Origin of the sequence: Ideonella sp. BN130291 (assembly GCF_036231905.1) — a bacterium.
In the GTDB taxonomy this organism is placed as follows: domain Bacteria; phylum Pseudomonadota; class Gammaproteobacteria; order Burkholderiales; family Burkholderiaceae_C; genus CAMLIZ01.
On sequence record NZ_JAZARE010000003.1, the window covers coordinates 393839 to 415585 of the forward strand.

The window sequence follows — 21747 nt, forward strand, 5'->3', positions numbered from 1 at the left end:
CGGTGCGAGGACGACAGCCGCTTCAATGCGCGGCCGTGGCAGCGCCGAAGCGGCGCTCGATGTAGTCCTCGACGATCTTCTGGAAGTCGCGGGCGATGCCTTCGCCGCGCAGCGTCAAAGCCTTCTCGCCGTCAATGAACACCGGAGCCGCGGGGGCCTCGCCAGTGCCCGGCAGGCTGATGCCGATGTCGGCATGCTTGCTCTCGCCGGGGCCGTTGACGATGCAGCCCATCACCGCGACCTTCATGTTCTCCACACCGGGATAGCGCGCGCGCCACACCGGCATCTGCAGGCGCAGGTAGTCGTCGATCTGCTTGGCCAGCTCCTGGAAGGTGGTGCTGGTGGTGCGGCCGCACCCGGGGCAGGCGGTGACGCTGGGGTTGAAGTGGCGCAGGCCCAGCGCCTGCAGGATCTCCAGCGCCACCACCACCTCCTGGGTGCGTGCTTCGCCGGGCTGGGGCGTGAGCGACACGCGGATGGTGTCGCCGATGCCTTCCTGCAGCAGCACCGACAGCGCCGCCGCCGAGGCCACCGTGCCCTTGGTGCCCATGCCGGCTTCGGTGAGGCCCAGGTGCAACGCATAGTCGCAGCGCTGGCTGAGCGCGCGGTACACGCTGATCAGGTCCTGCACGCCGCTGACCTTGCAGCTGATGATGATCTGGTTCGGGTCCAGGCCCAGCTCGCTCGCGTAGGCCGCCGACTGCAGCGCCGAGCTCACCAGCGCCTGGTACATCACCTGCTTGGCGTCCCAGGGTTGGGCGCGCTTCGCGTTGTCGTCCATCAGCGACGCGAGCAGTTCCTGGTCCAGGCTGCCCCAGTTGACGCCGATGCGCACCGCCTTGTTCCAGCGGCAGGCCGCTTCGATCATCTGGGCGAACTGGCGGTCGCGCTTGTCGCCCTTGCCGACGTTGCCCGGGTTGATGCGGTACTTGGACAGCGCCTCGGCGCACGCGGGAAACTCGGTCAGCAGCCGATGACCGTTGTAGTGGAAGTCGCCCACCAGCGGCACGGCTATGCCCATGCGGTCCAGTTGCTCGCGGATGTGCGGCACCGCCTGCGCGGCCTCCGGCGTATTGACCGTGATGCGCACCATCTCCGAGCCGGCCACGGCCAGCTCCTTCACCTGGATGGCGGTGCCGATGACGTCCACCGTGTCGGTGTTGGTCATGGACTGCACACGCACCGGTGCATCGCCGCCCACCGTGACCACACGGTCGCCCCACGCCACGCGCGCCTGGCGCGAACGGCGCTGCGCCGGCGCGGCGGCGGCAATCGGTTCGAAGGAGAAGGCGTTCAGGTCGGTCATGCGTCTTTCGGCGTCCGGCTTGCGGCCGCTACTTCAGTTCAAGGCGTGCCACGTTGTCGCGGGTGGACAGCGGCACCGGCTGGCCGCGGAAGCTGAGCTGCGTGACCGCGGCATTGCCGATTTTCACGCGCAAGGGCACCGGCCCTGCCAGCGACACGGACTCTCCGGTCTGCACGGTGCGCGAGATCAGCACCTTGCCGGTCGCGTCCTGTACCTCCAGCCACGACGGCCCGCTGGTGGCCTTGACGGTGAGTTGCGGCTCGGCCGTGTTGCCGGCCCCCGGTGCGGTCGGCGGCGGGGTCAGCGGCAAGGCCATGCTGGCCGGCGAGGCCACCACGGGAGACCGCGAGGCCACCGTGGACGCAGCCGGCACCAGTGCCGGTGCAGCCGTGGGTGCGGACGCCGCCGCCGAGGCGGCCACCGTGGGCGCGGCCGTGGACGCGGATGCCGGCACGGCCACAGGAGCAGCGAGGGTCGGCATGGGTGCCGGCGCTGCGATCGCTGTGGTACTGGCGGCATCGGCCACCGCCGAGGCGGCCGGCGCTTCGGCGGGCGCGGCGCCACGCGGCAGGTTCAGCCAGCCCGGCGGCAGGAAGTACACCGCCACGGCGGCCGCCACCAGCATGGCAGAGCCCCACACCACCGGCCGGTTGAATGCTGGCCAGTCGCTGCTGTCTCGCCGGCTGCCCCGTTCACGGAACGGCGCATTGATGCCCTCGCTCACCTTTTCCAGGCCCTTGCCGGGTGCCTGGGGCAATTTGGCAAGCACCGGCTCGGCAGGGATCTTGAGCGCGCGGCACACCGCCTGGGCCAGCGCCCGGGTGAAGGTGGTGTCGGAGAGTTCTTCGTAGCGGTCGGCTTCCAGCGCCTCCAGCTTGCGCGGAGTGACCTTGATCGCAGCGGCCAGGGCCGCGATGTGCATGCCCTGCGCCATGCGGGCCTCGCGCAGCATGGCGCCCGCGGTCAGGCCGGCCTGCTCTTCACCCACCTCACTCATCGAACCGCCCTCTCTCCAGCGCCAGGGTTTCAGGCGCCTGCGGGAAGCGGTTGCGCAGCTCGGTGCCGAACTGCTGCACCCCCTGCCGGTTGCCGAGCTTGTTCTCGACCCGCGCTGCCAGCCACAAGGTCTGGGCGCTGGACTGCTCGGGCTGCGCATTGACGCGGCCGATGTAGAAACGGGCACGCTCGTACTCGGCGCGCTGGTACAGGACCTCGGCGAGGTTCACTGCGGTCGTGGGGTTGCTCGGGTCGAACTCATAGGCCCGCAACAGGGTGCGTTCGGCTTCTGCCAACTGGCCGGCGCGTGCCTGGCACACACCCTGCGCCAGCAGGGTGCGCGGCTGGCCGCGGTACTGCGGCTGGGCCACCGCCTGCCCGAACTGCGCCTGCGCCTCGTCGAACCGGCGCTGCTGGCACAGGAACCAGCCATAGTTGTGCATGGCATCGGCGTCATGCGCGTTCAGCTGCAACGCGCGGCGGAAGCTTTCCTCCGCCAGCGGCGCGTTACCCATGCTGCCGTAGATCAGCCCGCGCAGGTTGTAGGCATCGCCGAACTGCGGGTCGGCAGCCAACGCCTGCCTCACCTCGTCGAGCGCGGTGTCGGTCTGGCCGCGCGCGAAGTAGGCGGACGCCAGTTCCAGCCGCACGCGGGCCCGCCGGTCGTTGTCGCCTTGCTCCGACGAAGCGCCCGAAGTGCGGCTGCCATCCGTGCTGGTGCTGGAGCTGGTGGTGGTGCAGCCGGTGAGCGCGAGCGCGCAGGCCACGCCGGCCATCCAGCGCAGGGCGGTCGGCGATGGCCATCGGCGTAGGCAGTGCCTCATCAACAAGCGTCGTCTCCTCGGCTCAGCAGGTGAGCGGCTCAAAAGGTCAATGGTGCCCCGGATTGCGTGGCGAGCTCACTGGCTGCAGCCGGATGGGCGCGCGGCTCATGCGTTCGCGGGCGTGCGTGCGATCCTGCACTTCGCCGGCCAGCTGGCCGCAGGCGGCGGCGATGTCGTCGCCCCGTGTCTTGCGCACCGTGGTGACCACGCCCGCGTCCTGCAGCACCTTGGCAAAAGCCTGCACGCGCTCGCGCGGCGATCGGATGAGGCCGGACTCCGGGAAGGGATTGAACGGAATGAGATTCAGCTTGCACGACACCGGGCCGATCGCCCGCGTGGCCGAGTGCTCGCCGCGCACCAGGGCCACCAGTTCGCGCGCCAGCTCGGGCGTGTCGTTCACCCCGTCCAGCATGCAGTACTCGAAGGTGATGAAGTCGCGCGGCGCCGCTTCCAGGTAGCGCTGGCATGCCGCCATCAGCTCATGCAGCGGGTACTTGCGGTTGAGCGGGACGAGGTTGTCGCGCAGCGGATCGTTGGGCGCATGCAGGGACACCGCCAGCGCGACCGGGCAATCGCTGCGCAGCCGGTCCATCATCGGCACCACGCCGGAGGTGGACACGGTGACACGGCGGCGCGACAGGCCGTAGCCGTGGTCGTCGAGCATCATGCGCAGCGCCGGCACCAGCGCGCTGTAGTTCTGCAGCGGCTCGCCCATGCCCATCATCACCACGTTGGTGATGGCGCGTTCGCCTTCGGCAAGCTGCAAGCGGCGGCGAAGCTGGTGCTCGGCAAACCACAGCTGGGCGATGATCTCACCGGTGCTGAGGTTGCGGCTGAAGCCCTGATGGCCGGTGGAGCAGAAACGGCAGCCCACCGCACAACCGGCCTGGGACGACACGCACAAGGTGCCGCGGTCGTCTTCGGGGATGAACACCGACTCCACCGCGTTGCCGCCGCCCACGTCGAACAGCCACTTGATCGTGCCGTCGGCGGAGGCCTGCTCGCTGATCACCTGCAGCGCGCGCACTTCGGCGCTGCCGGCCAGCTTTTCACGCAGGGACTTCGCCAGGTCGGACATCTGCGCAAAGTCAGATGCCCCTTTTTGATGGATCCAGCGAAACAGCTGGGTGGCGCGAAAGCGCTTTTCCCCCAGCTGCTCGCAGTAGGCAGCCAAGCCGTCGAGATCGAATTCAAGCAGATTGGCTGTCATGACGCCCCTCCAGGGGCACGCGCTTTCAGCGCGAGTAGACGTTCATGCCGGGGAAGAAGAAACCGACTTCCACCGCTGCAGTTTCCGGCGCGTCCGAGCCGTGCACCGCGTTGGCGTCGATGCTATCGGCGAAATCGGCGCGGATCGTGCCTTTCTCGGCCTTCTTCGGGTCGGTGGCGCCCATCAGTTCACGGTTCTTCGCGATGGCGTTTTCGCCTTCGAGCACCTGGATCATCACCGGGCCGGAGATCATGAAGTTGACGAGGTCGTTGAAGAACGGACGCGCCTTGTGAACGGCGTAGAACGCCTCGGCTTCACCGCGCGACAGATGCGCCATCTTGGCGGCAACGATCTTGAGGCCAGCGCCTTCGAAGCGGGCGTAGATCTGTCCGATCACGTTCTTCGCCACGGCGTCGGGCTTGATGATGGACAGGGTGCGTTCGATGGCCATGTTTCTTCTCCTGAATCAATAACTTGGCAAAGCCTTGCATTGTAGCCCGCGAACATGTCCGGGCACTGCACGCGGGGCCTGCTTGGCGTGGGGTCAGCGCCCGCGCCGCCCGCCCCGCGGGCCACCCCGGCCACCACCACCGCCGCCACCACCCTTGTTGCGCAGGAAGGCGTCGGCACCGATGTAGCCCACCGAGGTCTGCATCGGGTCGGGCTGCTTCACGCCGCCGCCACCACCGCCGCCACCGCCCTTCTTGCGGCCGCCGCCGGGGCCGCCGGCACCCCCTGGCCCGCGCGGCTTCTGGACAAAACGCTTGTCGTAGGTCTGCTGCAGCGGATTCGGGATCGGGCCGGTGTTGTCATCGTCCCCGTCATGGTGCTGGCGGCGATTGGCCTGGCGGTCCTGCATCAGCGCCCGCTTGTCGTAGGTCTGCTGCAGCGGATTCGGGATCGGGCCGGTGTTCTCGTCGCGATCATCGGCCGCACGGGGCTCGCGCCGTTCGGCCTGGCGGCCGCGCTTGTCGAAGGTCTGCTGCAACGGGTTGGGAATGTTGCCGCCACCCTCGCGCGGGCCCGGGCCGCGCTGGCCCGTCTCTTCGCGCCGGCCGCCCTCTTCACGGCGGCCGCCACGGCCACGCTTGCCGCCCCGGCGGCCGCGGCCCGGCTTGCCTTCGCCGCCTTCTGCCTCGGCGCTCTGCGGCCGGCCCTCACCACCACCGGCCAGGCGGCGGATGGTGCGCACGTCGTTGTCGTCCAGGTCCACCCACACGCCGCGCTTGAGCCCGCGCGGCAGCACCACGGTGCCATAACGCACGCGGATGAGGCGGCTCACGGTGAGGCCCACCGCGTCGAAAAGCTTGCGCACCTCGCGGTTGCGGCCTTCGGTGATGACCACGCGGTACCAGCGGTTCACACCCTCGCCGCCACCGTCCTCGATGGCCTTGAATGCGGCCTTCTGGCCCTCGATGTCCACACCCTCCAGCAGGCGGGCGCGCGACTCGTCGTCCAGGGTGCCCAGCACCCGCACGGCGTATTCCCGCTCCACGCCGAAGCGCGGATGCATCAGCTGGTTGGCGAGCTCGCCCGAGTTGGTGAACAGCAGCAGGCCTTCGGTGTTGATGTCCAGCCGCCCCACGGACTGCCACTTGCCCTGCTGCAGCCGCGGCAGCTTGCGGAACACCGTGGGCCGCTGCTGCGGATCGTCATGCGTCACCACTTCGCCGGCCGGCTTGTGATAGGCGATCACGCGCGGCGGGGGCGGCGAGATGCGGTAGCGCACCGGCTTGCCATTGACCTTGACCTGATCCCCAAAGGAGATGCGCTGGCCGATGTGCGCCGGCTCGCCGTTCACCGTGACACGGCCCTCGACGATCATCTGCTCCAGGTCGCGCCGGGAGCCGACGCCGGCCTGCGCGAGCACCTTGTGCAGCTTGGGCGCGTCGGCATCCGCAGCCAGCACCCGCTTGGTCTGGGCCTCCTCGACGGCCGCTTCGGGCTCGGCTTCAGCGGCCGGGGGTTCGGCATCGAACTCGCCGGACAACAGCTGGGCGAACACCTCGCCGGTGCTGGGCGTGGGCGGCACCGGGCGCGGCTCCTTGGGCGGGCGCGGCTCCCTGGGTGGCCGCGGCTCGCGCGGTTCGCGCGCTTCGCGGGCTTCGGCAGCAGCCCCTTCAGCGCCAGCGCCGCCTTCGGCCACCACGCCATCCGGGCCCGCCTCGCGCGGGCCGCGGTCACGCCGGCCGCGCCGGCGGTTGCGCCCACTGCGCGGGGCGTCGCCCGCGGGGGCGGCTGCACCGGCCCCATCGTCCGATCCGGCAGGCTCCGCTTCCACCCCGGCCGCCACGGCGGGCTCGGCCTGCGCAGGAATCGCCGCCACCACGGTCTCCGGCACCGTCAAGGGCGCCGGCTCCACGGTGTGGCCACCGGCATCGCTGATGGCCTCTGCCACCGCCTCGGCGGTCTCGCTCTTTTTCACCGTGCGTCGGCGTCGCGGCTTGGGCGCTGGCGCGTCGGGGGAGCCGGCGGCCGGGTCGGCCGGGGCATCGGAGGGGAGCGAGTCGGAGTCGTTGGCGTTCATGTGTGTGGTTCTACAGGTGCCGCATCGTCGGCCGGCACGTCAGGGACAGGTTCTTCGTCGGGAGCCGCGGATGCAGGCGAATCGCTGCTGGCGGCGGGTGCGGGTTCGGCGGGCGGGGTGGGCTCGGCAGCCGCCGCCTGCGCATCCAGGGGCAGTGCGGCCTGCCCTTCCTCGAGCAAGGAGGGTTGCCCGTCGGACATGCCATCCACCAGCGCTGCCGCGTGCGGCGGCGCACCGTCCAGTGCGGGCAGCTGGTCCAGGCTGGCCAGCCCCAGGTCGTCCAGGAACTGGCGTGTGGTGGCATACAGCGCCGGGCGGCCGGGGGCTTCGCGGTAGCCGATGGCTTCGATCCAGCCGCGGTCCTCCAGCTGCTTGACGATCTGGCTGCCCACCGTCACGCCGCGGATGTCCTCGATGTCGCCCCGGGTGACCGGCTGGCGGTAGGCCACGATCGCCAGCGTTTCCATCACGGCGCGGGAGTACTTCGGCGGCTTCTCGGGATTGAGCCGGTCCAGGAACTCGCGCATTTCCGGCCGGCTTTGGAAACGCCAGCCGCTGGCCAATGCCACCAGTTCGACGCCGCGGTCTTCCCATTCGCGCGCCAGCTCATCGAGCAGGCTGCGCAGGGTGTCTGCACCGACCTGGTCTTCGAACAGCACGCGCATCTCGCGCAGCGAGAGCGGTGCCTGGGCGCAGATCAGCGCGGTTTCGAGGACGCGCTTTGCATCCTGGGTGTTCATCGATGTGGTTCTCGCGGCCGGCCTTGAACCGGCAGTGGCGATCGGAGCGCCTGGGGCCTCAAACAGACCTGGAGGCTCGTGCCTCGGTGGCGCCGCTGTAGCGTCTGGCAGGCCGACCAGCAGGCTGCGAAGGGATATCGCAGGGCGCTGAAGCCTGGGGACCTGGAACGCGATTGTAGCCGCTCATCGTGATGCTCCGGCGACCTGCTGCCACGCCGGCAGCAGGTCCGCCGGCAGGTCGGCCTGGAAATCCAGCTCCCGGGCCGTGGCCGGATGGCGCAGGCGCAGGCGCTCGGCGTGCAGGGCCTGGCGTGTGAGCCCCAGTGCGGGGCGGCCGCCATAGGTGGCATCCGCCAGCAGGGGATGGCCGCGCGACGCGAGGTGCACGCGGATCTGGTGCGTGCGGCCGGTGTGCAAGGTGCAGCGCAGCGCGCTCACGCCGTCGTGCACGGCGATGCGCTCCACGTCCGTGCGCGCAGGTTTGCCCGACGCCACCACGGCCATGCGGATGCGCGACTGCGGGTCGCGTGCAATGGGCGCGTCGATGCTTACGTGCTCGAAGCGCACTTCGCCGTGGGCGAGCGCGAGGTACTGGCGGTGCACCTCGCGCGCGGCGATGCTGCGCACCAGCGCCGTCACCGCCGGCAGCGTCTTGCCCACCACCATGAGGCCGGACGTGTCCTTGTCGAGCCGGTGAACAATGCCCGCGCGCGGCAGGGACGCGGCCGCCGCATGGTGCGCGAGCAGCGCATTGAGCACGGTGCCGGACCAGTTGCCCGCGGCCGGATGCACCACCATCCCGGCCGGCTTGTGGATGACCAGCAGGTGCTCGTCCTCGAACGCGATGTCCAAGGGCAGGGGCTCGGCCCGGAAGGCGCGGCTTTCCGCCGTGGGCACAAGCTCCAGCCGAACGGCCTGCCCCACGCGCACGCGGCGCGACGCCGCACCGGCCGCCACCCCATCCAGGAGGACATGGCCGCCATCGATCAGCGATTGCAGGTGGCTGCGCGAAAACTCCGGCGCCAGGACGACCAGCACCTTGTCCAGGCGCTCGCCGTGCTGCGCCGCATCGACCACTGCCTGGCGAACTTCATGCGCGTCGGCTTCGGCCTCGTCGGCAGCGTCGGGCAGCGTGTGCAGGTCCAACGGCTGCGGCTCGGGGCGGTTCATATAATCGTGTGCGTTCTTGCAGACTACCGATGCCGGCCCACGATGTGCCGGACCCACCGATGACCGTTTCCCGTGTGTGGCGCCTTAGCGGCGCAATGGCGCCGCTGATGCTGGCGGCGCTGCTGGCGGCTTGTGGTTCGAGCCCGAAAGGCGACGACAACTCGCCGCAGGCGGTCGAACGATTGTATGCAGACGCCAAGGAAGACATGGCGTCCGGCTCCTACGACTCGGCGATCAAGCTGCTGGAGCGCGTGGAAGGCCGGGCGGCCGGCACCCTGCTGGCACAGCAGGCCACGCTCGACCTGGCCTACGTGTACTACAAGCAGGGCGAGCGCGCACAGTCCATCTCCACGCTGGACCGCTTCATCAAGCTGCATCCGTCCAGCCCGGCGCTGGACTATGCGCTGTACCTGCGCGGCATCGTGAACTTCAACGACAACCGCGGGCTGCTGGGCAGCCTGGCCGGCCAGGACATGTCCGAGCGCGACCAGCAGGCTTCGCGGGACGCGCACCAGTCGTTCAAGCAGCTGGTGGAACAGTTCCCGAACTCCAAGTACACGCCGGACGCGCGGCTGCGCATGGACTACATCGTGAACGCGCTGGCCGACTATGAGCTGCATGTGGCGCGCTACTACTTCCGCCGCGGCGCCTTCGTGGCGGCTGCCAACCGCGCCCAGCAGGCGGTGCAGGAGTTCCAGCAGGCGCCCGCCACGGAAGAAGCGCTCTACATCATGGCGCAGAGCTACGACAAGCTGGGCCTGACCCAGCTGCGCGACGACGCCGACCGTGTGCTGAAGAAGAACTTCCCGAACAGCCGCTATCTCGTGGAAGGCATCCGCTCGCCTAACCGCTCCTGGTGGCAGTTCTGGTGACACGTTGACCCCCGGCCGTTGGGCGGCCGCCCCCCAAGGGGGCTCGAGTCGCGGCCGGGCAACCCGTCCGCGACCCGCCCGTTCTATCGCCAGCGCCCCTGACCGCGTTGCGGTCTGTCCCAGAGGGACTTGCCGCTAAAACGGCGCGTCCCGCGTGGCGGCCAATTCCGCCAGCCAGGCCAGCGCGTCGTCTTCGCTGGCCAGCGGCGTCATCGGCGGCAGCGCCGCCTTCAGGCGCTTGCCGTATTGCATCTGCGCCATGCGCGGGTCGCACACCACCAGCAAACCGCGGTCCGTTTCGCTGCGGATCAGGCGGCCGCCGCCCTGCTTGAGCGAGATGGCGGCTTCGGCCACGAAGTACGCCATGAACGCGTTGCCACCGGCGGCTTCGATCTGCTTGACCCGCGCCTCCACCAGGGGGTCGTTGGGTGGCGGAAAAGGCAGCTTGTCGATGAGCACGCACTGCAGCGCTTCACCGGGCACGTCGATGCCCTCCCAGAAGCTCTGGGATCCCACCAGCACGGACGACGGCCGGCTCAGGAAGGCCTGCAGCAGGCTGCGCTTGGGGCTTTCGCCCTGCACCAGCACCTGGATGTCGTGCCCGGCCAGCTGTTCGCGCAGCGTGGCAGCGATCTGCTGCAGCGCCCGCAGCGTGGTGGTGAGCACGAAGGTGCGGCCGCCCAGCGCAACCGCGCAGCGCGCAGCCAAGGCGGCCACCGCCGGCGGATGTGCGCCGTCGTTGGGCTTGGGAAACCGCTGCGGGATCCACAGGCGGGCGTGGGCCGCGTAGTCGAAGGGGCTGTTGAGCTTGAGGGTGCGTGCATCCTCCAGGCCTGCCGACGCGGTAAACCAGGTCAGCGCCTCGTCGTCACCGAGGGTGGCCGAGGTGAATATCCAGGCCTTGGGCGCGGCCTCGCGCTGCTCGGTGAGCATGTCGCGAATGTCCAGCGGCGACTCCACCAGCCGCAGCTGCAAAGGGGTGAGGTCGATCCAGCGCACCCGGCCATCGGCACACGGCTGAACGAAGCGGCCGGCCAGGGAGGCGAGCTGCAAGGCGCGCTGCTGCAGCTTGGGGAAGTCGGGCGCGATCTCGCTCACGGTGTCCAAAGCCTCGGCCGCCTGCCGGCACATCGCATCCAAGGCGGCCAGCGAGTCCTTGAACAGTGCGAGCGTGGATCGTTCCTCCCAGCGAAGCTTGACGATGCCCCGCACGTCGCGCATGGGCCCTGCGGCCGCCAGGCGCAGGTCACGCGCGGCGCGGTCGCAGCCGGCCGCCAGGTCGGACCAGGGCGCCAGGCCACGCGCATGCTGCAGGCCCGCGGCCAGCATGTCGCGTGCAAAGTCGATCACCTGCCCGCTGCCCAAGGTGGTGCCGAGGAACTGCACACCCGCTTCGGCGAGCTGATGCGCTTCGTCGAACACCGCGGCGTCCACTGTGGGCAGCAGTTCGGCCACGCCGCTGTCACGCAAGGCCATGTCGGCGAAGAAGAGGTGATGGTTCACCACCACCAGGTCAGCGGCCATCGCTTCGCGGCGCGCCTTCATCACATGGCATTTGTAGTACTGCGGGCATTCAGCGCCCAGGCAGTTCTCGCGGGTGGAGGTCACCAGCGGAATGACCGGCGAACGCTCGTCCAGGCCTTCGATTTCCGCCAGGTCCCCGGTGGTGGTGGCCTGGGCCCAGGTTTCCACCTTGGCGAGTGTGCGCACGGCCCAGCGGTCGGGCAGCTGCGCGCTCTGGCGCGCCTGATCCAGCCGATGCAGGCAGAGGTAGCTCGCCCGCCCCTTGAGCAGTGCCAGTGTCACCGGCATGCGCAAGGCATCGCGCAGACGCGGCAGGTCGCGCAGGAACAGCTGGTCCTGCAGGCTCTTGGTGGCCGTGCTCACCAGCGCCCGCTGACCGGAGAGCAGCAGCGGCACCAGGTAACCGAAGGTCTTGCCGACGCCCGTGCCGGCTTCCACCACCAGGGCTTCGCGCCGCTCGATCGCCTGCGCCACGGCCAACGCCAGCTGCTGCTGCGCATCCCGTTCCACATACGACGGGTCCGACTCGGCCAGCGGGCCGCCGGGCGCGAACGCCCAAGTGACCTGGGTGGCCAGCGCGCCTGCGGCCTGCTGTGCTTCGATGTCCATGGGGTTCAACGGGGGCCGGGCCGGCGATCGGTCAGGCGATGAAGGCAGCAGGCACCCAGGCGCACGGCCGGCCAAGGCAGCTGACGAGGATGAAGGGGCGTGTCCACGAGCAAAAACGCATGTCCGTCACGGCAAGACTGCGCTGAGGGGACAGGCGGAGAGTTTATATTGCCGCCATGAGCCCAAGCCCCCATGGCCACCGCCTCGCCGCGGCCACCGCACTGCATCGCGGCGACCGCGGTTACCAGCAAGACCAGGTCGAGATCCTCGTGCACCCGCGGGTCACGGGCTGCGCGCTGGCCATCGTGGCCGACGGCATGGGCGGCAAGAGCGGCGGCCGCAAGGCCGCCGACCAGGTGATCCTCACTGCACAGCAGATCTTCGAACGCTACGTGCCGGAAAAGGACGATCCCACCGACACCTTGCGCCAGCTGGTGATGGAGGCGCACCTGATGATCAAGCTCACCGCCATCACCGCGGAAGAAGAGCCGCACAGCACCATCGCCGGCTTCATGATCGGCCCGACGCTCGAGTGCGAGGTGGTGCACGCCGGTGATTCACGCGTGTACCACTTCCGCGGCGCGGAGATGGTCAGCCGCACCATCGACCACTCCTACGTGCAGCGCCTCATCGAAGAAGGCAAGATCACCGAGGAAGAGGCCAACACCCATCCGCAGTCCAACCTGCTCACCGGCTGCCTGGGCACCCACCAGGATCCGCCCGTCACCCTCAGCCGCATCGGGCCGCTGCAGGTGGGCGACACCCTGCTCGCCTGCAGCGACGGCCTGTGGCACTACTTCACCCCCAAGGAGCTGGGTGCCATCGTGCAGGCGCTGCCGCCGCGTGAAGCGAGCGAGATGCTGGTGGGCAAGGCGCGCCAGCGCGCCCGCGGGGGCGGCGACAACCTGTCGCTGGCCCTGGTGCGGGTCGAACCGTTGCGCTGAGGGGTTGTCAGCGGGCGGCGCTGGCTGCCACGGCGGCCGGGATGGGCAGTGAGGCTGCCGGCTTGTGCACCTGCGCCCGTGCGGCATTGCGGCGCGCCAGCTCCTCACGATGCGCAGCGGCCTCCTTCTGCCGCTGCCGATACGCCGCCTCATTGCGCTCGCGTTCCGCGGCCGAAAGAGCTGGCGGATGCGCCGCACCAGGCTCTTCGTGTCGCGCCACGGCGGGCGCCGACGCCACACGAGCCTCAGCCGCAGACGCCGCCGAGGCAACCGCCGCCTGGCGCTGCACGACACGCGGCTGGGCCGGCGCCGCGCGTTTCAGGGCGGCCTCGCGTTGTTTCTCCTGCAGGCGCTCGAGTTGTGCAGCGGCGCGTTGCTTACGCAGCGCCTCGTCCAGCACCGACTGCTGCTGTGCCAGGTGCTCCAGCGCCAAGCGCCGATCGGCACGCGCCTGCTCAATGCAGGAGGTGATGATGAACTGCGACTCGCATTGCCGGACCTGCGCCGCATACTGAGATTCCACCCGCTGCCGCTCATTCGCCACGCGCTCGCGCTCGGTACGCTGGTCGAGCGCGTCGGCCGCGGGCGCATTGGCAGTCCAAGCGGCGAGCAGCAGCGCAGCGACAGCGCGCAGCGGGGCGTCAGGTGAGAGAGGTATCGACATCGCGGCGGGACAAGGCCAGGAACTCGGCTGACTGCATCTCGTGCAGCCGGGACACGGTACGCGGGAATTCGTGCGCCAGCGGGCCTTCGGTATACAACTGTTCCGCCGGCACCGCCGCCGACATGATGAGCTTGACGCGCCGGTCGTACAACACGTCCACGAGCCAGGTGAAACGCCGGGCCTCCGACGCCAGGCGTGGAGACATCTGCGGCACGTCGGACAGCAGCACGGTATGGAACTGGGTGGCCAGCTCCAGGTAGTCGTTCTGCGAGCGCGGCCCGCCGCACAGCGTCTTGAAGTCGAACCACACCACGCCGCCGGCGCGCCGCTGCGCCCGCAGCTCCCGGTGCTCGATGTGCAGCAGCCGGTCCTCGTCACGTGCTTCGGCCAGGCGCTCGAAGGCCTGCGTCATGGCGGCGTCGGCCTCGGCACCCAACGGGGTGTGGTACAGCTGAACCTGCTGCAAGGTGCGCTGGCGGTAGTCGGTGCCGTTGTCCACGCTGATCACTTCGAGCTTGTCCTTCAGCAGCGCGATGGCCGGCAGGATGCGGTCGCGATGCAGCCCGTTGGGGTACAGCTCGTCCGGATGGAAGTTCGACGTGGTCACGATGCTCACCCGGTTGGCAAACAGCGCCTCCAGCAGGCGATGCAGGATCATCGCGTCGGTGACGTCGGCCACGTGGAATTCGTCGAAGCAGATCAGCCGGTAGCGCCGGGCGATGCGCTTGCCGAGTTCGTCCAGCGGGTTCACCGTGCCCTTGAGCTCCTGCAGCTCGCGGTGCACCTCGCGCATGAATTCGTGGAAATGCAGGCGCGTCTTGCGCGTGAGCGGCACGGCCTGGAAGAAGCAGTCCATCAGGAAGCTCTTGCCCCGCCCCACCCCGCCGTGCATGTACACGCCGCGGGGTATCGGTGGGTGGCGCAGCAGCTTGGTGAGCGGGTTGCTGCGCCGGGCCTTGTAGTCCGCCCATTCGTTCTCGCAGCGCTCCAGCGCGTCCACGGCCCGCAACTGGGCCGGGTCGCTCTGGTAGCCGCGCTCCTGGAGCGTCTGCGCGTAGAGCTGGCGGACTGGCACGATCAGAAGTTGAGCGTGCGCTTGTCGACCGCCAGGGCCGCTTCCTTGGTGGCTTCGCTGAGGCTCGGGTGCGCATGGCAGATGCGGGCGATGTCCTCGGCGCTGGCCTTGAACTCCATCGCCACCACCGCCTCGGAGATCAGCTCGCTGGCATAGGGCCCCACGATGTGAACACCCAGGATCTCGTCGGTCTTGGCGTCGGCCAGGAACTTCACCATGCCGGTGGTGTCACCCAGCGCGCGGGCGCGGCCGTTGGCGCTGAACGGGAAGGTGCCGGCCTTGTAGGCGCGGCCGGCGGCCTTGAGCTGCTGCTCGGTCTGGCCCACCCAGGCGATCTCCGGGCTGGTGTAGATCACCCAGGGGATGGTGTTGAAGTTGACGTGCCCATGCTGGCCGGCGATGCGCTCGGCCACGGCAACACCCTCTTCCTCCGCCTTGTGCGCGAGCATGGGGCCGCGCACCACGTCGCCCACCGCCCACACGTTGGGCAGGTTGGTCCTGCAGTCGTCGTCCACCGCGATGGCGCCGCGGTCGTCGAGCTTCAGGCCCACCGCTTCACCGTTCAGGCCGATGGTGTTGGGCACGCGGCCGATGGACACGATCAGGCGGTCGCACTCCAGGATCTGTGCACCGCCGTTGCTGTCGGTGTAGCTGACCGCCACGCCGTCGGCGTTGGCCTTGACCTCGGCGATCTTCACGCCGAGCTCGATCTTCAGGCCCTGCTTCTTGAAGGCGCGTGCCGCCTCCTTGGCGATCTGCTCGTCCACCGCACCCAGGAAGGTGGGCAGCGCTTCCAGCACCACCACCTCGGCGCCCAGGCGGCGCCACACCGAGCCCATTTCGAGGCCGATGACACCGGAGCCGATGACCCCCAGCTTCTTGGGCACGCCACCGATGCGCAAGGCACCGTCGTTGGACAGGATGCGCTCTTCATCGAAGGCCGCGCCCGGCAGCGCCCGCGGGTTGGAGCCGGTGGCCAGGATCACGTGCTTGGCGGTGATCGTTTCTTCCGCCGCACCCGCCACCCTGATCTCGTAGGCGCCGTCCTTGGCCGCTGCAAACGAGCCGCGGCCGTGGAAGAACGTCACCTTGTTCTTCTTGAAGAGATAGAGGATGCCGTCGTTGTTCTGCTTCACGACGGTGTCCTTGCGGGCCAGCATCTTGGCCAGGTCCACCTGCACACCGGACAGGTTGATGCCGTGGTCGGCGAAGTGGTGCTGCGCCTGCTCCACGTGTTCGGACGACTGCAGCAGCGCCTTGGATGGGATGCAGCCGACGTTGGTGCAGGTGCCGCCGGGTGCGGGGCCGCCCTTGCTGTTTTTCCACTCGTCGATGCAGGCGGTGTTGAAGCCCAGTTGGGCCGCGCGGATGGCGGCGATGTAGCCGCCGGGGCCGCCGCCGATCACGACGACGTCGAAGGATTTGCTCATGAGAAACTTTCGCAGATGGTGGAGTGCGACAGGGGCCGCACCCGGCTGTCATTCACTCGGCACGAAGATCCACAGCAGCACATAGGCCAGCAGGCCGACGCCGCCGAACAGGAAGAGCAGCGCGAAGACCAGGCGCCACACCCACGACTCCGCGCCGGTGGCGCGCGCGATGCCGCCGCAAACACCGCCCAGCCATTGGTCGGTGCGGCTGCGGCGCAGCGCGTTCACGCCTGCAAGCGCGGGTGCCGGCGAGGTGCCGGGGAGGGGTGCGTCCAGCAGCCGGGCCTTGGCGCGTGCGAACTCGTCGTCGGTCAACGCGCCGCGCTGGCGCAGTTCGTCAAGCTTGCCGAGTTCGTCGCTCAAGGCCATGGCTGCCTCCCGGGGCGTCAGATGTCGAACAGCAGGCGCGCCGGGTCTTCCAGCGCTTCCTTCATCGCCACCAGGCCCAGCACGGCTTCGCGGCCGTCGATGATGCGGTGGTCATAGCTCATCGCCAGGTAATTGATCGGGCGCACCACGACCTGCCCGTTCTCCACCACCGCGCGGTCCTTGGTGGCATGCACGCCCAGGATGGCCGACTGCGGCGGGTTGATGATGGGCGTGGAGAGCATGGAGCCGAACACGCCGCCGTTGGAGATGGAGAAGGTGCCGCCGGACAGCTCTTCGATCGAGAGCTTGCCGTCCTTGGCCTTCGCGCCGTACTCGGCGATCTTCTTCTCGATGTCGGCGAAGCTCATCTGGTCGCAGTTGCGCAGCACCGGCACCACCAGCCCGCGCGGCGAACCCACCGCGATGCCGATGTCGAAGTAGCCGTGGTAGACGATGTCGTTGCCGTCCACGCTGGCGTTGAGCACCGGGTACTTCTTGAGCGCGGCCACCGCTGCCTTGACGAAGAAGCTCATGAAACCCAGCTTCACGCCGTGTTCCTTCTCGAACTTCTCCTGGAACTTCTTGCGCATTTCCATCAGCGGCGCCATGTTCACCTCGTTGAAGGTGGTCAGGATGGCGTTGGTGGCTTGTGATTGCAGCAGGCGCTCGGCGATGCGGGCGCGCAGGCGGCTCATGGGCACGCGCTGCTCCGGGCGGTCACCCAGGTTGGCCGCGACGGGCGCGGCGACGGGCGGCAGCGGCTTGGCAACAGCAGGTGCTTGCGGCACCGCCACCGGCGCGGCGGCCAGTGCCGGCTTGCCGCCGCCTTCCAGCGCACCCAGCACGTCGCCCTTGGTGATGCGGCCGTCCTTGCCGGTGCCGCTCACCTGGCCAGCGCTCAGGCTGTTGTCCGCCATCAGCTTGGCCGCGGCGGGCATGGCGACGTCCGACTTCGAGCCGGCGGCGGCCGGCGCTGCCGCTGCCGCGGGGGCTGCTGCAGCCGGCGCCGCAGCGGGTGCCGCGACAGGCGCCGCTGCAGCGCCCTTGCCCTCGCTGTCGATCTTGGCGATGACCTGGTCACTGGTCACCGTGGCACCGTCGGCCTGAACGATCTCCGCCAACACGCCGGCGGACGGCGCCGGCACTTCGAGCACGACCTTGTCGGTCTCGATCTCGATCAGGATCTCGTCGATCGCCACGGCGTCGCCGGGCTTCTTCTTCCACTGCAGCAGGGTGGCTTCGGCCACCGATTCGGACAGCTGCGGGACTTTGACTTCTACGATTGCCATTTCAAAACTCTCTTTGTTCGTGTGGCGCCGCGCTGAAGCGCTCGCCGCCGCAGGCGGTAAGCGCACGCAGGGTGACCACGGCGCGCAGCGCCCGTGGTCACCGGCGAAGCGTTATTTGCTGAGGACGAAGCCCTTGAGCTTGCCGTAGGCCTGGTCGAGCAGCGCCTTCTGCTGCTCCTGGTGCAGGTGTGCATACCCCACGGCCGGCGATGCCGAGGCGGGCCGGCCGGCGTAACCCAGCTTCTGCCCCTCGAGCATGTTCTCGTGGATGTAGTGCTGCACGAAGAACCAGGCCCCCTGGTTCTGGGGCTCGTCCTGGCACCACACGATCTCGGTGGCGTTCGGATAGCGCTTGACCTCGGCCGCGAACGCCTTGTGCGGGAAGGGATAGAGCTGCTCGACGCGGATGATGGCCACGTCGTTGCTCTTCTTCTCGTCGCGGCGCTTCACCAGGTCGTAGTACACCTTGCCCGAGCACGCGATCACCCGCTTGACCTTGGCGGCGTCGATCTCCGCATTGGTCTCCGGGATCACCGTCTTGAACTCGCCCTTGGTGAACTCGGCCAGCGGCGAGGTGGCGTCCTTGTTCCGCAGCAGCGACTTCGGCGTCATGATGACCAACGGCTTGCGGAACATGCGCACCATCTGCCGGCGCAGCAGGTGGAAGATCTGGCTGGCGGTGGTGGGCTGCACCACCTGCATGTTGTTGTCCGCTGCCAGCTGCATGAAGCGCTCCAGGCGCGCCGACGAGTGCTCGGGGCCCTGGCCCTCGTAGCCGTGCGGCAGCATCAGCGTCAGGCCGTTGACGCGGCCCCACTTCACTTCGCCGGACGCGATGAACTGGTCGATGACCACCTGCGCGCCGTTGGCGAAGTCGCCGAACTGCGCTTCCCAGATGGTCAGCGTGTTCGGGTCGGCCGACGCATAGCCGTACTCGAAGCCGAGCACCGCCTCCTCGGAGAGGATGGAGTCGATCACCACGAACGGCGCCTGGTTGTCGGCCACGTTCTGCAACGGGATGTAGGTGCCCTCGTCCCACTTCTCGCGGTTCTGGTCGTGCAGCACGGCGTGGCGGTGCACGAAGGTGCCGCGGCCCACGTCCTCGCCCGACAGGCGCACCGGGTAGCCGCTGGCCACCAGGGAGGCATACGCCAGGTGCTCACCCATGCCCCAGTCGATGTTGATCTCGCCACGGCCCATGGCGGCGCGGTCGGCGATCACCTTTTCGACCAGCGGGTGCAGCTTGAAGCTGCTGGGGATGGTGGTGATGCGCTCGGCCAGGCGCTTGATCTCGGCCAGCGGCAGCGCGGTGTCGGCCGCGTCGGTCCACTTCTTGCCGAGGAAGGGCGTCCAGTCGACGGCGTACTTGCTCTTGTAGTTGGTGAGCACCGGGTCGACGGTGTGCTTGCCGGCGTCCATGGCGGCGCGGAAGGCCTTGACCATCTCGTCCGGCCCGTCGGCGGGCAGCACGCCCTGGGTGACCAGCTTGTCCGCGTACAGCTTGCGCGTGCCGGGGTGCTGCGCGATCTTCTTGTACATCAGCGGCTGCGTCAGGCTGGGCGTGTCCTGCTCGTTGTGGCCCAGCTTGCGGAAGCAGATGATGTCGACGACCACGTCCTTGTTGAATTCCTGGCGGTAGTCCATTGCCAGCTGCGTGGCCAGCACCACGGCCTCCGGGTCGTCGCCGTTCACGTGCAGCACCGGGGCCTCGATCATCTTAACGACGTCGGTGCAATACAGCGTGGAGCGCGAATCGCGCGGATCGCTGGTGGTGAAGCCGATCTGGTTGTTGATCACCAGGTGCACGGTTCCGCCGGTGTAGTAGCCACGCGTCTGCGCCAGCGCCAGCGTTTCCATCACCACGCCCTGGCCTGCAAAGGCCGCATCGCCATGCACCAGCACGGCCAGCACCTGGTCGCCTTCCTTGTCGCCACGGCGGTCCATGCGCGCCTTGACGCTGCCCTCGACCACCGGGTTCACGATCTCCAGGTGCGAGGGGTTGAACGCCAGGCTCAGGTGCACCGGGCCGCCCGGGGTGGACACATCGCTGGAAAAGCCCTGGTGGTACTTCACGTCACCGGCGGGCAGATCTTCCTTGGCGGTGTGGTCGAACTCGGAGAACAGGTTCGCGGGCGCCTTGCCCAGCGTGTTCACCAGCACGTTGAGGCGGCCGCGGTGGGCCATGCCGATCACGAACTCCTGCACGCCCTTCTCGCCGCCGCGCTGCACCAGCTCGTCCATCGAGGCGATGAAACTTTCGCCGCCTTCGAGCGAAAAGCGCTTCTGGCCGACGTACTTGGTATGCAGGTAGCGCTCCAGGCCCTCGGCCGCGGTCAGGCGGTCGAGGATGTGCTTCTTCTTCTCCGCGGTGAAGGTCGGCTTGCTGCGGATGCTTTCCAGCCGCTCCTGCCACCAGCGCTTTTCCACCGGCTCGGTGATGTGCATGAACTCCGCACCGATGGAGCCGCAATAGGTTTCGCGCAGCGCCTGCAGGATCTCGCGCAGGGTCTGGTGCTCGGCCTTGGTGAAGTAGGTGTTGGTGGCGCTGAACGTGATGTCCATGTCCGCTTCGGACAGGTCATAGAACGCCGGCTCCAGTTCGGGAATCTTGGGGCGCTCGGTGCGCTTGAGCGGATCGAGGTCGGCCCAGCGGGCGCCCAGCGACCGGTAGGCGGCGATCAACGACTGGACATGGACCTGCTTGCGCGCGACCGAGAGTTCGGTGCTGCTGGTCTTGACCTGGAAGGCATTGGCCTTGGCACGCTGGGCGAAGGATTCGACCACCGGGGCATGCGGCACGTCGCGTGCTTCCGAGCCGTCGACCGCCGGCACGTTTTGCAGGGCGTCGAAGTAGGCGCGCCAGTTGTCAGGCACCGACCCGGGGTTGTCGAGGTAGGCCTCGTAGAGTTCCTCGACGTAGGGAGCATTGCCCCCGAACAGGTACGAGTTCGACCTGTATTGCTGCATCATCTTTCGCTCACCTTTCACCCCGGTTTCCAGGGCTTCGATGGGTTGTAGAACCTTCCGCGGCCCGGCTCTACCGGTTGGCGGATTGCGACCCGCCTTGCTGTCAGCACAGTCAAGGGGACGGGAAGGACCAGAGTCTTAAGTCACGGGCGGCACTGTAACACCGATGTTCCGGTGGTTGGTTTTACTGCAGTTCCAAAGACAGCGCCGGCGAGGATGGCATCACGCCCAGGCGCTTGCGAGCAGCGGTGTATTCGCGCCGCAGGCGAGCCACCAGTTGGGCCGCGGGGACCACCTGGTCGATGGTGCCGATGCCTTGGCCGCAGCCCCAGATATCCTTCCAGGCCTTCTTGGCGCTGTCCCCGCCGCCGAAGTTCATCGCGCTGGGGTCGCTTTCGGGCAGCTTGTCCGGGTCGAGCCCCGCGTTGACGATGGAACCACGCAGGTAGTTGCCGTGCACGCCGGTGAACAGGCTGGAGTAGACGATGTCGGCACTGGCGCTCTCGACGATCATCTGCTTGTAGTTGTCCGGCGCGCGGGCTTCGTCGGTGGCGATGAAGGCCGAGCCGATGTAGGCGAAGTCGGCGCCCATGGCCTGTGCCGCCAGCACCGCGCCGCCGGTGGCGATGGAGCCACTGAGCGCCAGCGGGCCGTCGAACCAGCGGCGGATTTCCTGCACCAGCGCAAAGGGGCTGGTCGTGCCGGCATGGCCACCGGCGCCGGCGGCCACCGCGATCAGACCGTCGGCGCCCTTCTCGATCGCCTTGCGCGCGAAGCGGTCGTTGATGATGTCGTGCAGCACGATGCCGCCCCAGCTGTGCACCGCCTCGTTCACGTCGGTGCGCGCGCCCAGCGAGGTGATGACCAGCGGCACCTTGTACTTGGCGCACAGCGCCATGTCGTGCTCCAGCCGGTCGTTGCTCTTGTGCACGATCTGGTTGATCGCAAAGGGCGCGGCCGGCCGGTCGGGGTGGGCCCTGTCATGCGCGGCCAGCGTTTCGGTGATCTCCGCCAGCCAGTCCTCCAGCTGCGATGCCGGGCGCGCGTTGAGCGCGGGCATGGAGCCCACGATACCGGCCTTGCACTGCTCGATCACGAGCTTGGGGTTGCTGATGATGAACAGCGGCGAGCCGATGACCGGCAGGCTGAGCTTGGACAGGACGGCAGGCACGCTCACAGGCGACTCCTCGGGGCAAAGGCAGGATCAGTGTGCGCGGCGCTCCGGCCGCGC

The 21747-nt window shown here is 68.6% G+C and carries 18 protein-coding genes; 2 read left to right on the top strand and 16 right to left on the bottom strand.

Annotation, left to right across the window (positions count from 1 at the left end; all coding sequences use genetic code 11):
* Positions 1 to 22: 22 nt before the first annotated feature.
* The 8 genes from ispG to VPH43_RS08185 all read right to left on the bottom strand — a co-directional run bounded on the left by ispG (position 23) and on the right by VPH43_RS08185 (position 8773).
* Positions 23 to 1306 carry a flavodoxin-dependent (E)-4-hydroxy-3-methylbut-2-enyl-diphosphate synthase gene (gene ispG / locus VPH43_RS08150; RefSeq protein WP_328577181.1) on the bottom strand — a complete coding sequence of 428 codons (1284 nt, stop codon included), beginning with the start codon at positions 1304 to 1306 and terminating at the stop codon, positions 23 to 25.
* Positions 1307 to 1334: 28 nt separating this feature from the next.
* Positions 1335 to 2303 (bottom strand): helix-turn-helix domain-containing protein, encoded by a 969-nt coding sequence (locus VPH43_RS08155; protein WP_328577182.1) that lies wholly within the window; start codon positions 2301 to 2303, stop codon positions 1335 to 1337.
* Positions 2296 to 3126 (bottom strand): type IV pilus biogenesis/stability protein PilW, encoded by an 831-nt coding sequence (gene pilW / locus VPH43_RS08160; RefSeq protein WP_328577183.1) that lies wholly within the window; start codon positions 3124 to 3126, stop codon positions 2296 to 2298. The genes VPH43_RS08155 and pilW overlap by 8 nt, the downstream gene beginning before the upstream one ends.
* Positions 3127 to 3172: 46 nt before the next feature.
* Positions 3173 to 4336, bottom strand: coding sequence for a 23S rRNA (adenine(2503)-C(2))-methyltransferase RlmN (gene rlmN / locus VPH43_RS08165; RefSeq protein ID WP_328577184.1), 1164 nt, complete (start codon positions 4334 to 4336; stop codon positions 3173 to 3175).
* Between the two features lie 25 nt (positions 4337 to 4361).
* Positions 4362 to 4787, bottom strand: a complete 426-nt coding sequence (ndk, locus tag VPH43_RS08170; RefSeq protein ID WP_328577185.1) for a nucleoside-diphosphate kinase — start codon at positions 4785 to 4787, stop codon at positions 4362 to 4364.
* Between the two features lie 93 nt (positions 4788 to 4880).
* Positions 4881 to 6863, bottom strand: coding sequence for a pseudouridine synthase (locus VPH43_RS08175; RefSeq protein WP_328577186.1), 1983 nt, complete (start codon positions 6861 to 6863; stop codon positions 4881 to 4883).
* Positions 6860 to 7603 carry an SMC-Scp complex subunit ScpB gene (gene scpB, locus VPH43_RS08180; RefSeq protein WP_328577187.1) on the bottom strand — a complete coding sequence of 248 codons (744 nt, stop codon included), beginning with the start codon at positions 7601 to 7603 and terminating at the stop codon, positions 6860 to 6862. The genes VPH43_RS08175 and scpB overlap by 4 nt, the downstream gene beginning before the upstream one ends.
* A 183-nt stretch (positions 7604 to 7786) precedes the next feature.
* Positions 7787 to 8773 carry an RluA family pseudouridine synthase gene (locus tag VPH43_RS08185; protein ID WP_328577188.1) on the bottom strand — a complete coding sequence of 329 codons (987 nt, stop codon included), beginning with the start codon at positions 8771 to 8773 and terminating at the stop codon, positions 7787 to 7789.
* A 59-nt stretch (positions 8774 to 8832) separates the two neighbouring features.
* On the opposite strand from VPH43_RS08185, the gene VPH43_RS08190 reads away from it, so the two are divergent.
* On the top strand, positions 8833 to 9645 hold the full coding sequence (locus VPH43_RS08190) for an outer membrane protein assembly factor BamD (RefSeq protein WP_328577189.1): 813 nt from the start codon (positions 8833 to 8835) through the stop codon (positions 9643 to 9645).
* Between the two features lie 135 nt (positions 9646 to 9780).
* On the opposite strand, the gene VPH43_RS08195 is transcribed toward VPH43_RS08190, so the two are convergent.
* A complete protein-coding gene (locus VPH43_RS08195; RefSeq protein WP_328577190.1) occupies positions 9781 to 11778 on the bottom strand; it encodes an ATP-dependent DNA helicase in 1998 nt (665 codons plus the stop codon).
* Between the two features lie 176 nt (positions 11779 to 11954).
* On the opposite strand from VPH43_RS08195, the gene VPH43_RS08200 reads away from it, so the two are divergent.
* The gene (locus VPH43_RS08200) at positions 11955 to 12722 is read left to right on the top strand and encodes a PP2C family protein-serine/threonine phosphatase (RefSeq protein ID WP_328577191.1); all 768 of its coding nucleotides are present in this window, start codon (positions 11955 to 11957) and stop codon (positions 12720 to 12722) included.
* A gap of 7 nt (positions 12723 to 12729) precedes the next feature.
* Here VPH43_RS08200 and VPH43_RS08205 read toward each other — a convergent pair whose 3' ends face one another.
* From VPH43_RS08205 to VPH43_RS08235, 7 genes are all read right to left on the bottom strand, one after another.
* On the bottom strand, positions 12730 to 13386 hold the full coding sequence (locus VPH43_RS08205) for a hypothetical protein (protein WP_328577192.1): 657 nt from the start codon (positions 13384 to 13386) through the stop codon (positions 12730 to 12732).
* Positions 13364 to 14461, bottom strand: a complete 1098-nt coding sequence (gene zapE, locus VPH43_RS08210) for a cell division protein ZapE (RefSeq protein ID WP_442909239.1) — start codon at positions 14459 to 14461, stop codon at positions 13364 to 13366. Before zapE ends, VPH43_RS08205 begins: the two co-directional genes overlap by 23 nt.
* A gap of 2 nt (positions 14462 to 14463) precedes the next feature.
* On the bottom strand, positions 14464 to 15891 hold the full coding sequence (gene lpdA, locus VPH43_RS08215; RefSeq protein WP_328577193.1) for a dihydrolipoyl dehydrogenase: 1428 nt from the start codon (positions 15889 to 15891) through the stop codon (positions 14464 to 14466).
* A 48-nt stretch (positions 15892 to 15939) separates the two neighbouring features.
* Complete coding sequence (locus VPH43_RS08220) at positions 15940 to 16260, bottom strand: PspC domain-containing protein (protein WP_328577194.1); 321 nt, start codon at positions 16258 to 16260, stop codon at positions 15940 to 15942.
* 17 nt (positions 16261 to 16277) lie between these two features.
* Positions 16278 to 17549, bottom strand: a complete 1272-nt coding sequence (gene odhB / locus VPH43_RS08225; RefSeq protein ID WP_328577195.1) for a 2-oxoglutarate dehydrogenase complex dihydrolipoyllysine-residue succinyltransferase — start codon at positions 17547 to 17549, stop codon at positions 16278 to 16280.
* 111 nt (positions 17550 to 17660) lie between these two features.
* Positions 17661 to 20519: a 2-oxoglutarate dehydrogenase E1 component gene (locus VPH43_RS08230; protein WP_328577196.1), complete on the bottom strand. Its 2859-nt coding sequence runs from the start codon at positions 20517 to 20519 to the stop codon at positions 17661 to 17663.
* 181 nt (positions 20520 to 20700) lie between these two features.
* Positions 20701 to 21693: an NAD(P)H-dependent flavin oxidoreductase gene (locus VPH43_RS08235; RefSeq protein ID WP_328577197.1), complete on the bottom strand. Its 993-nt coding sequence runs from the start codon at positions 21691 to 21693 to the stop codon at positions 20701 to 20703.
* Positions 21694 to 21747: the final 54 nt, after the last annotated feature.

What these genes read in the sequence shown, in the direction of transcription:
- ispG (WP_328577181.1), bottom strand. Translation starts at nt 1,306, where the DNA reads ATGACCGACCTGAACGCCTTCTCCTTCGAACCGATTGCCGCCGCCGCG.
- VPH43_RS08155 (WP_328577182.1), bottom strand. Translation starts at nt 2,303, where the DNA reads ATGAGTGAGGTGGGTGAAGAGCAGGCCGGCCTGACCGCGGGCGCCATG.
- pilW (WP_328577183.1), bottom strand. Translation starts at nt 3,126, where the DNA reads ATGAGGCACTGCCTACGCCGATGGCCATCGCCGACCGCCCTGCGCTGG.
- rlmN (WP_328577184.1), bottom strand. Translation starts at nt 4,336, where the DNA reads ATGACAGCCAATCTGCTTGAATTCGATCTCGACGGCTTGGCTGCCTAC.
- ndk (WP_328577185.1), bottom strand. Translation starts at nt 4,787, where the DNA reads ATGGCCATCGAACGCACCCTGTCCATCATCAAGCCCGACGCCGTGGCG.
- VPH43_RS08175 (WP_328577186.1), bottom strand. Translation starts at nt 6,863, where the DNA reads ATGAACGCCAACGACTCCGACTCGCTCCCCTCCGATGCCCCGGCCGAC.
- scpB (WP_328577187.1), bottom strand. Translation starts at nt 7,603, where the DNA reads ATGAACACCCAGGATGCAAAGCGCGTCCTCGAAACCGCGCTGATCTGC.
- VPH43_RS08185 (WP_328577188.1), bottom strand. Translation starts at nt 8,773, where the DNA reads ATGAACCGCCCCGAGCCGCAGCCGTTGGACCTGCACACGCTGCCCGAC.
- VPH43_RS08190 (WP_328577189.1), top strand. Translation starts at nt 8,833, where the DNA reads ATGACCGTTTCCCGTGTGTGGCGCCTTAGCGGCGCAATGGCGCCGCTG.
- VPH43_RS08195 (WP_328577190.1), bottom strand. Translation starts at nt 11,778, where the DNA reads ATGGACATCGAAGCACAGCAGGCCGCAGGCGCGCTGGCCACCCAGGTC.
- VPH43_RS08200 (WP_328577191.1), top strand. Translation starts at nt 11,955, where the DNA reads ATGAGCCCAAGCCCCCATGGCCACCGCCTCGCCGCGGCCACCGCACTG.
- VPH43_RS08205 (WP_328577192.1), bottom strand. Translation starts at nt 13,386, where the DNA reads ATGTCGATACCTCTCTCACCTGACGCCCCGCTGCGCGCTGTCGCTGCG.
- lpdA (WP_328577193.1), bottom strand. Translation starts at nt 15,891, where the DNA reads ATGAGCAAATCCTTCGACGTCGTCGTGATCGGCGGCGGCCCCGGCGGC.
- VPH43_RS08220 (WP_328577194.1), bottom strand. Translation starts at nt 16,260, where the DNA reads ATGGCCTTGAGCGACGAACTCGGCAAGCTTGACGAACTGCGCCAGCGC.
- odhB (WP_328577195.1), bottom strand. Translation starts at nt 17,549, where the DNA reads ATGGCAATCGTAGAAGTCAAAGTCCCGCAGCTGTCCGAATCGGTGGCC.
- VPH43_RS08230 (WP_328577196.1), bottom strand. Translation starts at nt 20,519, where the DNA reads ATGATGCAGCAATACAGGTCGAACTCGTACCTGTTCGGGGGCAATGCT.